Here is a 12,348-nt window from a genome sequence, read left to right as displayed (position 1 = left end):
TATCATTGTCAGTTCTTTTTCTTCTGCGCCAGATTACTGAGTGCAACCGCAACAACAATGATTGCCCCTTTGACAATTGTCTGCTGTGCGCTGCTAAGTCCAGCCAGAATCAATGCGTTGTTAATAAGTCCCATTAAAATAGATCCAAATAATGCACCGATTACGGATCCTGTGCCGCCTGACATAGAGGTTCCGCCCAGTACTACTGCAGCTATGACAGACATCTCGTCCCCGTCTCCATAAGAATAACGGCCTGCCTGTAGACGCGCTGCATACATGATTCCCGCAAATGCTGCAAATGCACCTGACATAATAAAAGCGGTGATCTTCACTTTTACGGTATTAATTCCACTGTACCCTGCCGAAACTTCATTACCGCCTGTCGCAAGTGTATGGCGTCCAAATGCTGTTTTGTTAAATATCAGAATGCCGATTATGTAAAATAAAACCGTCCATAAAATCAAAACCGGAATGCCGGCGATATTTCCCACTCCAAAGATAAAATTAAATCCTGTATTTTCAATGGGAACTGCCGCCGTATCCGTTATCCACATTGCGCTTCCCCTTACTACCTGCATCATACCCATCGTCGCCAAAAATGCCGGCAGACGAAGTTTTGTGATTAATATACCGTTTACCAGACCTACCAGGCATCCAAATCCAAGTCCGGCTGCCAAAGCGAGTAAAATGGAGTTGGTACTCTTCAGGATCAATGACACGATCATTGCTGTCATTGCCGCAACTGCTCCAACCGTCAAATCAATCTGTCCCGCAGCCATAACAAAGGTACAGGCAACTGCCATTACGGATATCATTGCCGTCTGCCTTAGTACGTTCAATAGGTTATTCGCACCTAAAAACCCTTTATTTCCTAGCGTTACGCTGAATACAATAAATACGGCAACAAAGATAATGTAAACCATATACTTATCCCACTGCAAATTCCCAAGTCTATTCCCCTTTTTGGATTGCATACTGTAACTCCTCCTCTGCTTTTATCTCTTTACGTTCTATTTCTCCCGTAATCCTTCCATCATACAGGATTATAATACGGTCACAGACCGCCATCAGCTCTGTCAATTCCGAGGACACGAAAATTACTCCCTTACCCTCATCAGCAAAATTACGGATCAGTTCAATAATTTCCGTCTTCGCTCCAATATCCACACCGGCTGTGGGTTCATCCAGCATCATGATCTGAGGATTCATATTCAGCCATTTGGCAATTACAACTTTTTGCTGATTTCCACCGGACAGCAGATTAATTCTCTTCTGTATACCATCCGTGATAATATTCAGCTGCTCAATGTTCTTTGCAACCATTTCGTCTGCTGCTTTTTCATCAACCAGAATCTTCTTCTTTCTCAGTTTCGTTACGATGGGCAAAATAGCATTTTCCTTAACAGAATGAATCAGCACCAGCCCCTGTTTCCGCCTGTCTTCCGGGATCAGGGCAAACCCCGCTTTAACAGCATCCCTGGTACTCTTCACTTCGATTACCTTTCCATTTAACAAAACCGTACCGCTTTCTTTTTTTCTGACGCCAAACAAAGTTTCCAGGATTTCAGTCCTTCCGCTTCCCATAAGTCCGGCAAAACCCAGGATTTCACCTTTTTTAAGGGAGAAGGAAATATCCTGAAGCTTACTGTTAATATTCAGATGCTGAACCGTAAGAATATCCGCACCCTTTTTATCATATTTGCGCTCTATCCAATCGAACTTTTTATTCACACCTGCCCCGCCGATCATGTGTGCAATAATATCATCCAGGGTCAGATTACAGACTGCATCGTTATGCACAATGACACCGTCCCTTAATATGGTAATGGAATCGGCTATCTGCATAATCTCATTCATTCGATGGGAAATATATACCATGGATACCCCTTTTTCTTTCAAATCCCCTATCATCTTGAATAATTCTGCCGTCTCAGAATCAGAAAGCGCTGCTGTTGGTTCATCCAAAACCAGTATACGTGCCTGCTTGGAAACTGCTTTGGCAATTTCAATCATCTGGCTCATCCCCACGCTGAGTTTATTGACCGGAACATCAGGATCTGCAGCAATCCCCAGCTCATCCAGAACTTCCTTGGCTTTTTTATTCATATAGGCGGTATCCCGGATGCCATGTCTGGTTACTTCCTCTCCCAGAAATATATTTTCCGCCACTGTCATTGTCTGCACCAGTGACAGTTCCTGAAAAATCATGGCAATCCCGTTATCCTTCGCATCATGGGTGCTGTGAATCATTACCTGTCTGTCATCTATATAGATCTCCCCATCGTCCCTGGTGTAGACGCCTGTCATAATCTTCATCAGCGTAGATTTACCGGCACCATTCCCTCCCACCAGAGCATGTACCTCTCCTTTTGTAAGAGAGAAGTCCACCCCCTTTAGGACCGATACGGCTCCAAAGGACTTTTTTATCCCTTTTAGTTCTAATACATATTGACTCATATTGACCTCCATGTATATCACAGGCACCTTTCATGCGTCCTGTGAAAATTAACTGTTTCTGTCAAAGCGGCTTATAGCATATTTAAAAATTCATTCCCGCTATAGCCGCCGAAATGACTATTCCTTGTATGCATCCTTTAAAAAATCCGGTGCAGGTACATGATATACATCTTCATATGCCTGAAGTATATTAGAATGATCTACTCTTTTTGCCGGAACCGCCACATAAGCAGGCACTTCTTTACCCAGTAATGCATAAGCCGCCATATTAGCTTCCGCCACACCCTGATCATATGGAAGCTGTGCACCAAGACCTAAAATTTTGCCTGCTGCTATCTCTTTTGCCACATTATTTCCCAGATCAATGGTAGCCAGGAGAATATCATCCCTGCCTGCTGCACGCAATGCCGACAGCACACCTTCACAAGGGATATCCCAATGAGCAAAAATAGCCTGTATATCCGGATTCTGTGTCAGCATGGCATCCGCTACAGCATCACAGCCATTTTCATCCTGGAATCCCATTTTGGATACAATCTCTATATTGGGATATTTTTCTTTCATGGTTTTCTCAAATGCTTCCAGCCTCTGATTTGTCACAAAAAAATCCACATCATAATAGACAACACCAATTTTTCCTTCGCCATTTAATGCCTCTCCGATTAAATCTGCTGCTATTACTCCATTTCCGTAGTTATCTGCCGAAACACTTCCCACATAATTTTCCCCTGCCTTAAAACCTTTCGGCACATTATCCATAAATACCAGTTTCGTACCGGTATCGGCAACACGCTGGAAAGCATCCGCAGTCGCTGTGGCATCTGTTGGAATACTTACGAGAACATCCGGGCTTTTTGCCATAATGGTTTCAATATCAGCCACCTGTTGTTCTGCGGAGAAATTAGCATCTGTTGTAGCAACGATTTCAATACCAAGCTCTGCAAACCGCTCCGTCAAACCTTTAAGCTGTGAAGTAGACCAGTCATTTCCACCATAGTGAAAAGAAATGGCAGCTGTATATTTGCCTTCCTTCACTTTTGCAATTTCTTCCTCCGTCAGCGTCAATTCGCTGGCTGGAGTAGCACTCTCTCCGTTAGGGCCCGTGGAAAGGATTTCTCCGGCTGCGGCCGTTTTATTATCCTCTGACTGTATAGAAGATCCTGCGGCTGTTTCCTTATTTCCCTCTGTTGTTGTCACTGTATCGGTTGTGGTGCTGCAGGCTGCCAAAGAACAAACCATAACTGCGGATAATAATACACTTAATATTTTCTTCTTCATCTTATCTTTCTACCTCGTACTTTCTGTGATTACAGTAGCTTTCCTTTTAAATATTCATAAGATGTTTCACAAGCTTCACAGGGATCTCCGGAATACCCGTCAATCTCTACGAGCCAGTCGCCCTCATACCCCTTATCCTTTAAATAGGAAATAATTTCTTCCAGATTGATGCGTCCTTTTCCTAATGGTACAAACTCACCGGCTGAATTCAAATCTTTAAGATGTACATATTTAATTCTGTCATAATACTGCTTTATCATTTGAAGGGCATCAGACCCGCCTGCTGCCAAGTGCGCAATATCCGGGCAGAAAGAAATATCCGTTAAGGAAAATAATTTATGGATCTGATCCGGTTTTTCCGCCAGTGAGCCCAAATGCGGATGATAGCTGGGGATTAAACCGTATTCTGAAATAATTTCAGCAGCCTGATCAATCCCTTTTGCCAATCTGGGATAATCTTCTTCCTTGATGCCCGAACCGTGTATAGATCCGCCTCCCAGTACGATATGCCTGGCTCCCAGCTGACTAGCAATGGAAGTTACCTCTTTTAATTTATACAATTCGTCTTCCAGCGCGTCCTCATAAATAAAATGGCATCCTGCGTACACGCCTAAAACAGATACACCATATTTCCTGCAGATATCCAGGAACTTACCGGGATTATCTTTGTAAGCGCGTATATTGCCCTCAAATATTTCTATGTATTGGTATCCTCTGGCTGCAATTTTAGAAATCGCATCTTCATCATCACACATTGTCACGTAACCTACATCTTTCATGCTGGTAACGCCGCCTCCATCACCTGTCAATGGACCAAAAGCATTTGTCATGTATCCTAGTTTCATAATAAACCTCTCCTTTTTCGCTAAATTTTTATTTATTTGCGCAAATTTGTTTTGTGGTTTTATATTAACTTATCTTTTGTGCATTGTCAATATTATTTCTCTTTTTTCTCTTGCTAAATCATCACTTTGTATATTTTCCTCAAATAAAGTATCGAAAATAGGGGGATCCCACCTTTATTTTTGTGTATTTTTATTATCTCCCCTGTTATTCCTTTTCTCTTATTTTTCTGAACCATCTATTTTTTCTATGATTAACTGGTTTTTATCATTGACAAAGAGAGGTATTTCGGTTTATGATGGATTTGTAGTAAAATTTGCGCAAATATTTTTTTGTATGGTCACTGATCACAAGATTCTCTTCGTGGAATCTCAATGAATACTCCCATTTAAAAGAAAGGATTACTGCTATGAAATTAGGATTTGTAACTGCTATATTAGATCAGGAAGATTTTAAAGAAGTGGTAGACACTGCTGTTTCCATTGGTTATGAATGCCTGGAAGTTGCCTGCTGGCCTGTGGAAAAAGCATCCAGGCGCTACGCCGGCGTAACCCATATTGATATCGAAAATCTGAACGAAAGAAAAATCCAGGAAATCAAAGCTTACTGTACCGAAAAAAACATAGAAATCTCCGCCCTGGCTTATTATCCCAATATGCTTACGGAAAATCCAGAAAAAAGAAACTGCTATATTAAACATTTAAAAAATATGATTTGTGCCGCACCCAGACTCGGCGTACCTATGATTACAACTTTTATCGGAAGAATGCAGACAAAGACTATAGAAGAAAATCTTACTGAATTTCAGAAGGTTTGGAAGCCAATTATAGAGCTGGCTGAAAAACACGACGTGAAAATAGCAATTGAGAACTGCCCCATGCTTTTTGGTCCTGATGAATGGCCGGGCGGACAGAATCTCATGACTACTCCTGCAATCTGGCGGAAAGTATTTTCTCTGATACCCAGCAGACATTTTGGACTTAATTACGATCCCTCACACTTTATCTGGCAGGGTATTGATTATCTGAGACCGCTTTATGAATTCCGGGAGAAAATTTTTCATGTACATTATAAAGACATTAAAATCTATCCGGAGAAATTAAAGGATACAGGTATTATGGCATACCCTCTTGAATATATGTCACCAAAGCTTCCCGGGCTTGGGGATGTGGACTGGGGTAAATATGTATCTGCTCTGACCGACATAGGATATGACGGCTGTTCCTGCATCGAAATTGAAGACAAAGCATTTGAAGGATCAAAGGAAAAAATCATCGATTCCCTGAAACTTAGTTACCGCTATATGCGTCAGTTCATCATTTAAGGAGGACGATCTATGAAAACTTTAAATATCGGATTAATCGGAGCAGGCTTTATGGCAAAAGCCCACTCTGTAGCTTATGCCGGAATGCCTATGTTCTTCTGGCCTGCACCTGCTATCCCTTTCAAAAAAACGATAGCAGACATCAATGAAGCTGCTGCCCGTGACGCAGCAGAAAAATTTGCATTTGCATCCTATACTACTGACTGGCACGATATCATCAATGACCCGGATATTGATGTGGTGGATATCTGCACACCCAACAATGTGCATGCTGAAATCGCAATCGCCGCTGCCCGATCCGGAAAACATATTCTCTGTGAAAAACCCCTGTCACTGACCACCAGCCAGGCTAAAGAAATGTATCTTGCAGCGAAAAATAATCACGTAAAAACCATGGTCGCATTTAATTATCGAAGAACTCCTGCGGTACAGCTGGCTAAAAAATATATTGAAGAAGGAGCAATTGGTAAAATTTTAGATTTCCGTGGCACCTACCTGCAGGACTGGTCAGCTGATCCGGATTCACCTCTTTCCTGGCGCTTTCAAAAAGACATCTGTGGCAGCGGTACCTTAGGTGATATCGGAACCCATGTTGTAGATATGCTCCGGTATCTCGTTGGAGAATTTACCAGTGTGAATGCCAGGACTGCTACCTACATTCCTGAACGACCGGTACAATCCGGTATGTCTGACAGCCTCGGCAATACAAAAGGAGGTGCAGACAGCATCCGTCAGTCAGTAGATGTAGATGACCAATGCTGTTTTATGGCTGAGTGTGCCAATGGTGCATTTGGTACGATCGAAGCCACCAGAAATGCCTGGGGTAGGAATAATTATATTACATTTGAAATACACGGCTCTGAAGGATCTATCTGCTTTAATTATGAACGGAGAGACGAACTTCAGGTATGCTTTGCTAAGGACGGGGATGACAGACGTGGTTTCCGCACTGTTTACACGGGCCCCTGCCATCCCTATGGCGAAGGATTGTGGCCAATTCCGGCACTTGGCATTGGTTATACGGAAACAAAAATTATAGAATGTTATGATTTTTGCAAAGCCATCATGCAGGACCAGGAAGTCAGCCCTAATTTCCGGGATGGCTACGCCATTGAGCTGATCTCAGACGCCATATTAGAATCAGCTAAGACAAGGCTATGGACGAAGGTAAAAGAGGTAGCGGAAAATTAAATAGCCAGGGTACTGTTTTTTAAGCAGTACCCTGGCTTAATTCTTATATTTCAGTTAAAGACACCCGCGCTTCATACGGTCTCATCTGCATTATATTTTCATAACCCTGCGCAAATTACTCATGCAATCCTCCTCTCCCTTTTCTATACTGTCTCATATACCAATTCTAAAAGGAGATTTTATTATGAGTATTTTGTTATCTGCAAATGAAGTTACGAAGATATACCAGAAAAACCAACGTCCGGGGCTGGACCATATTTCATTCCAGGCTGAATCCGGAGAATTTATCGGTATTATGGGAGCGTCAGGATCTGGAAAAACCACTTTATTAAACGTATTATCCACAATAGACACTCCTACAAGCGGAGAGATCATCATCAATGGTATTCTTTTAAACAGTTTATCAGACCGGAAATCCGCTGATTTCCGCCGGGATCATTTAGGCTTTATTTTTCAGGAATACTTTTTATTGGACAGTCTCACGATCAGGGAAAATATAGCAGTTCCGCTGACCCTCAAAAAAATGTCCCCTGGGGAAATCGAAAGCAATGTCCTCAGGCTTGCCAAACGGTTTGGCATTGCTTCCCAGCTTGACAAATATCCAGGTGAGCTTTCTGGCGGGCAGAGACAGCGTGCCGCAGCCGCCAGGGCTGTTATTAAAAATCCAAGCATATTATTTGCCGATGAACCCACCGGTGCCTTAGACTCCGGTTCCGCAGCAGAGCTTCTGGATACTCTGTACGAAGCAAACAAAGATCTGGGAACCACGATCTTAATGGTAACCCACGATGCATTTGCTGCAAGTTATGCAAAACGAATCCTCTTTTTTAAAGATGGCTGCATACTGAAAACACTTTGGAATCATGGCATCAGCCGAAATGACTTCTATGGAACCATCATGGAAGAAACCACCCGGATAAATCATGCATGACAGGAGAACCTTATGAATATTATTTTGATAGCTATAAAAAATCTGAAAAAGAACTTTTCCTTTTACACACTATATCTGATATCAGCATCTTTAGTAATAACGATCTTTTTTGCTTTTACCTCTTTTTCTATGAATGACGTAATGCTGGAAAAAATCTCTTCTGATGGAAGAGTGGAAATGATGTGCCGTACGGTTTCTGTTTTTCTTATGGCATTTGTTGTCTTCTACATGACTTACTCTAATGGATTTTTTCTGCGTCGAAGGACCAGAGAGCTTGGCATCTATGCATTGCTGGGATACCGAAAATCAGCTATCATGCGCCTGTTAGCCCTGGAGAACTTTTTTATTTGTACGGCTTCACTGATCATCGGCGTTCTGGCCGGCGGATTCTTGCACAAAGGTGTCGTTGCCTCTATTACTGCACTTTTGAATCTGTCTTTATCAGATGAAAAAATGATACTTTTTAACCCTGGGGCTATAGTCCAGACAGCTATATTTGTCCTCGCCGTTATTTCTGCAATGTTTCTTTCAAATGGAAAAGTAATCCGGCAGACTTCACTTTTGAACCTGATACGCCTGGAGAAACATGCAGAAAAGAATATGAAAACCCGGATCGTTCCTTCCATTTTGGGACTTTTGATGATTTTATCCGGATACTTTTTAGCATTAAATATTTTACAGGGAAAAGATTCCCTGTGGATTACTGCCGGATTCACTCCAATCGGTATGCTGACCCTCTTGCTTGTAACATTCGGAACCATATTTTTTATCAATTCTTTCCTGCCCTGCTTTATGTCTCTTACCAGGCGCAGCAAACGCTTTTATACGGAAGTGCGCATTATTACTATCCCAAATTTTATTTACCGTATTCGAAGCAATGCCAGAACCATCATAATGCTGACTCTTTTTTCCGCCGCTACCCTGACCATTACGGGAGTGATGGCACTTACATTATACTATCCCATTGCAGCAGTTTCCCGCATTGCACCTTCCGAGATTGAATTCCGGGTGGAAAATGCGGAGCAGATCCCGGCAGTCAAACACATCCTTGCGGAAAGTCCGTCCCTCGAATCAAATCAGACCCTTGTGACAAATTACTCCCTTCTGGACAATATGGATTCTTCTGGCGTTACACTTACACTTACAGACATTATAAAAGTAACCTCCGACGCCAGCGTACTTCCCATAGAATATCAGATTGGCAGTGCAAAAGGAGATGCAAATAACGAAAAACTCACAAGAGTGCCCGGATTTGAATGTATTTCTGCATCCTCTTATGAGCAGTTAATGACTGCCCAGGGCAGATCTGATTCTCTGGAAGGTTTACTTTCTCTTACAGAAACCCAGTGCATCCTGGTGAAATACGAACCCAATGCAGATGGTTCCGATGAAACCGGCTGCGTATATCCGCTGCTCACCGATAAAGGCCCCCTGAATCTGAAAGTGAAAAGTACTACCCTGGCCAATCCCATTTCTTTTGCCAACAGTATCGGCACTTTGATTATCAGCGATGAAGCTTATAACCGGCTTGTTAAGATGACATATCCCAGGACTACTGTGTTAAGCCTAAATGGTCCGGGATTAAAAAATAATGAGTCTATCTATACAGCCATGGAAAAAATCACAGATAACAGCCCTTATCTTCAGGGTAATTCCCATCGGATTCAAGAATTACTTACCCTGAACAGCTCAACTTTTCTTCTGATCGGATTTCTGGTGGTTTTATTTTTCATCGCTACAGGAAGCATTTTGTACTTTAATAACGTCTCAGCCATAACTGATTCCAGAGAAGACTTGGATATTTTAAAGAAAATGGGCTACAACAGCAAAAAAATTAAGATAATAATCAGAAATCAGGTGTTCACTTTTTTTAGCATCCCTTTTATAATTGGATTAACAGACAGTTTATTTGCTCTGCTTGTTTATAAGCGGGGATTGATGCAGAATTTATTGGGAGAAACACTGATTCAATATTTACCTGTTGCAGTCTCCGTAGGAGTGACTGCCGCCATATACCTGATTTACTATATGATCACCAAAAGAACGTGCTATAAGATTATTTTCAGCAGTTCTGTGCATCATGCTCCCCAAAGTCCTAATTAAAATTGTTTCGTTTGATACTGTTTTAATCTGCTCTGGAGCGTGTCTGAATATAAAAATGGAGATATAAAGAATGAAACCTAGAAAAATCAAATTGCTGTTTTTAGCAAATCACCTGATTACCATGTTATATATCGCAAACATTACCGGGCCGGGCCGATTATCCGAGTCCACAAGCTTAGTTCCATATCTTATTTCAACGCTGATACTGCTTGATATCTCCTATATTGTTACCTGCAACCTTAAAAATAACAAGATGCTGAATCTGTTCTGTGGATTGCTTGCTTTAAATTGCTGGTACATTGTGTTTACACTGGACCCTTCCCGGGCAGGCGCTGTGGCACTGACCGCTTTGGGTCCTGTTATTCTATGCGCTTCAGCCAGATTTACTCTGGTATTCTTTTTTCAGGATACCGGATATCAATATAAACGTTTTACCGGAATACTGATGTTTTTTACCTGTATTGGATCCATTATCGGGCTTTTTATCTCTCCCCGGGTATTTGCATTTATGTTCGGAATTCAATTTCTCATCACTGTTTTTTGTTTTTTCCTGATCCTGATCAAGCATCACAAGCGGATGGGTTTTGTCTGGAAAAATGAGCGTAAATCTATACTTACCTCGTTTTTCCTGATCTTTGGAAGTTTTGCATTATACTGCATCCTCACGGCTAAGGTGCCGGGGCATCTTGAGAATTTTGGTGTTTACCTGATTGTACTTCTGTTCTTTTTTAACATTCATGCCATATCGTTAAAAAAGTCGAAAAGTACTCCTTTATCATCTGTATTTCATAAAAAACAGGCATGGATTATGTTCTTGTTTTTTGCTTTAGCCGTTATACTCATTTCCTATTTATTGAAATTCAGCTTCCGGGGATATTTTCTTATCATTAATCTGTTCATCTGGCTGGTATTTTTGTGTAATATTATGCTGGAGCAGAATTTCCGTATACAGAAGTTTTCCTTTCTCCATCCCGGTTCCTACAATAAAGTACTGGAACAGATTCGGCGGGAAGAACAGTTAAAAGCTGATTTCTCCAACTACCTTCATGATGAGGTGCTGCAGGATGTCTTATCCCTTAAGAATCTGATGAGTAAATCCGGTGATCCAAAAGTGCAGAAGCTCATTTTAAGTACTCTGGATGAACTAAACGGAAATATCCGGAAACAAATGCAGGACTATCATCCGGCGCTCGTAAAGTCATTGACTTTGAAGGAAAATTATCAGAACCTGATCGAAGAAACGGGCAGGTCATTTCCTTACCGTACCATTATCACCACCTTTACATGCCCGGACGATTTATTTTTAGTCGAACCCTATCACCTGATCATATACCGATTTATAAAAGAGCTTGCCACCAATGTATATAAGCATTCCAAAGGAAACTATATGTGGGTTACATTGTCCCAGGACAAAGGAACTATTCATCTGTGTGTCAGTGACAACGGCACTTCCTGCGCAGATACCATTTTGCTTTCTCCCACATCCGATCACAAAGGGATCTCCTCCATTCAGGAACAGACACTTTCCTTGTGCGGTGAAATGAAGATTCAGGATAACACTCCCCGGGGGATATCGGTTCATATAACCATGCCTATGAAAGGAGAACATTCTTATGAAAGTTTTGTTAGTCGATGACCATATCCTGTTTGCCAAAAGCCTTGAAATCGCCTTAGAAGGCCAGGATGGCATAGAGTCCTTTTCATCTATCCGGGATACCAGACATATCCGGGATGATATTATACGGCTGAATCCGGATATCATCCTTATGGATATCAATCTGAACCATCTCAGCAGTGAAGACGGACTGTCACTTTCCAGGCGCATTTTAAAAGAATTTCCACAGCAGAAACTGGTGATGCTCTCCGGGTATGATCTGCCTGTTTACCGGAGAGAAGCACGTAAATTAGGTGCAAAAGGATTTATCAGCAAAACGGTTTCTCCGGATGAACTGCTGCGTATACTCCAGATCATTACTTTGGGAAATACTTATTTTCCAAATACAGATTCTTATATCGAGGAATTGACCGACAGCGAAAAAGAGGTGCTTCAACTGATGGCAGAAGGCTTGAAACGAAAAGAGATAGCATACCATCTTTTTATAAGTGAACGTACCGTTTCCAATCATTTGCAGCATATATTTGATAAATTACAGGTCTCCTCTTCTGTGGAGGCAATTGCAAAGGGGCTGCAGCACGGATATATTCCTCCTGTTTGAAACCA

The 12,348-nt window shown here is 41.8% G+C and carries 10 protein-coding genes; 6 read left to right on the top strand and 4 right to left on the bottom strand.

Annotated elements, in window-relative coordinates; translation table 11 throughout:
• Nucleotides 1-8 precede the first annotated feature (8 nt).
• From RHS_RS10960 to RHS_RS10945, 4 genes are all read right to left on the bottom strand, one after another.
• Nucleotides 9-974, bottom strand: a complete 966-nt coding sequence (locus tag RHS_RS10960; RefSeq protein WP_027292844.1) for an ABC transporter permease — start codon at nucleotides 972-974, stop codon at nucleotides 9-11.
• Nucleotides 952-2,457: a sugar ABC transporter ATP-binding protein gene (locus RHS_RS10955; protein ID WP_044294826.1), complete on the bottom strand. Its 1,506-nt coding sequence runs from the start codon at nucleotides 2,455-2,457 to the stop codon at nucleotides 952-954. Before RHS_RS10955 ends, RHS_RS10960 begins: the two co-directional genes overlap by 23 nt.
• Before the next feature lie 117 nt (nucleotides 2,458-2,574).
• Nucleotides 2,575-3,735, bottom strand: coding sequence for a substrate-binding domain-containing protein (locus tag RHS_RS10950; RefSeq protein WP_047833188.1), 1,161 nt, complete (start codon nucleotides 3,733-3,735; stop codon nucleotides 2,575-2,577).
• A 29-nt stretch (nucleotides 3,736-3,764) separates the two neighbouring features.
• Nucleotides 3,765-4,580, bottom strand: coding sequence for a sugar phosphate isomerase/epimerase (locus RHS_RS10945; protein ID WP_027292841.1), 816 nt, complete (start codon nucleotides 4,578-4,580; stop codon nucleotides 3,765-3,767).
• Nucleotides 4,581-4,987: 407 nt separating this feature from the next.
• Between RHS_RS10945 and RHS_RS10940 the strand changes: the two genes are divergently transcribed.
• From RHS_RS10940 to RHS_RS10915, 6 genes are all read left to right on the top strand, one after another.
• A complete protein-coding gene (locus RHS_RS10940) occupies nucleotides 4,988-5,902 on the top strand; it encodes a sugar phosphate isomerase/epimerase (RefSeq protein ID WP_027292840.1) in 915 nt (304 codons plus the stop codon).
• 12 nt (nucleotides 5,903-5,914) lie between these two features.
• Entirely contained in the window at nucleotides 5,915-7,093 is a 1,179-nt protein-coding gene (locus RHS_RS10935; RefSeq protein ID WP_027292839.1) for a Gfo/Idh/MocA family protein, read from the top strand.
• Between the two features lie 184 nt (nucleotides 7,094-7,277).
• Nucleotides 7,278-8,024, top strand: coding sequence for an ABC transporter ATP-binding protein (locus RHS_RS10930; RefSeq protein WP_027292838.1), 747 nt, complete (start codon nucleotides 7,278-7,280; stop codon nucleotides 8,022-8,024).
• 12 nt (nucleotides 8,025-8,036) lie between these two features.
• Nucleotides 8,037-10,127, top strand: a complete 2,091-nt coding sequence (locus tag RHS_RS10925; RefSeq protein ID WP_047833187.1) for an FtsX-like permease family protein — start codon at nucleotides 8,037-8,039, stop codon at nucleotides 10,125-10,127.
• Between the two features lie 70 nt (nucleotides 10,128-10,197).
• Nucleotides 10,198-11,763, top strand: coding sequence for a sensor histidine kinase (locus tag RHS_RS10920; protein WP_047833186.1), 1,566 nt, complete (start codon nucleotides 10,198-10,200; stop codon nucleotides 11,761-11,763).
• Nucleotides 11,741-12,343, top strand: a complete 603-nt coding sequence (locus tag RHS_RS10915) for a response regulator transcription factor (RefSeq protein WP_027292836.1) — start codon at nucleotides 11,741-11,743, stop codon at nucleotides 12,341-12,343. Before RHS_RS10920 ends, RHS_RS10915 begins: the two co-directional genes overlap by 23 nt.
• Nucleotides 12,344-12,348: the final 5 nt, after the last annotated feature.

Source organism: Robinsoniella sp. RHS, assembly GCF_001029355.1.
In the GTDB taxonomy this organism is placed as follows: domain Bacteria; phylum Bacillota; class Clostridia; order Lachnospirales; family Lachnospiraceae; genus Robinsoniella; species Robinsoniella peoriensis.
The sequence above is the reverse complement of the archived record's forward strand: the minus strand, read 5'-3'. Positions and strand labels throughout refer to the sequence as shown.

Excerpts from the sequence above, each read along its gene's own strand:
- RHS_RS10960 (WP_027292844.1), bottom strand. The coding sequence starts at position 974 with ATGCAATCCAAAAAGGGGAATAGACTTGGGAATTTGCAGTGGGATAAG.
- RHS_RS10955 (WP_044294826.1), bottom strand. The coding sequence starts at position 2,457 with ATGAGTCAATATGTATTAGAACTAAAAGGGATAAAAAAGTCCTTTGGA.
- RHS_RS10950 (WP_047833188.1), bottom strand. The coding sequence starts at position 3,735 with ATGAAGAAGAAAATATTAAGTGTATTATTATCCGCAGTTATGGTTTGT.
- RHS_RS10945 (WP_027292841.1), bottom strand. The coding sequence starts at position 4,580 with ATGAAACTAGGATACATGACAAATGCTTTTGGTCCATTGACAGGTGAT.
- RHS_RS10940 (WP_027292840.1), top strand. The coding sequence starts at position 4,988 with ATGAAATTAGGATTTGTAACTGCTATATTAGATCAGGAAGATTTTAAA.
- RHS_RS10935 (WP_027292839.1), top strand. The coding sequence starts at position 5,915 with ATGAAAACTTTAAATATCGGATTAATCGGAGCAGGCTTTATGGCAAAA.
- RHS_RS10930 (WP_027292838.1), top strand. The coding sequence starts at position 7,278 with ATGAGTATTTTGTTATCTGCAAATGAAGTTACGAAGATATACCAGAAA.
- RHS_RS10925 (WP_047833187.1), top strand. The coding sequence starts at position 8,037 with ATGAATATTATTTTGATAGCTATAAAAAATCTGAAAAAGAACTTTTCC.
- RHS_RS10920 (WP_047833186.1), top strand. The coding sequence starts at position 10,198 with ATGAAACCTAGAAAAATCAAATTGCTGTTTTTAGCAAATCACCTGATT.
- RHS_RS10915 (WP_027292836.1), top strand. The coding sequence starts at position 11,741 with ATGAAAGTTTTGTTAGTCGATGACCATATCCTGTTTGCCAAAAGCCTT.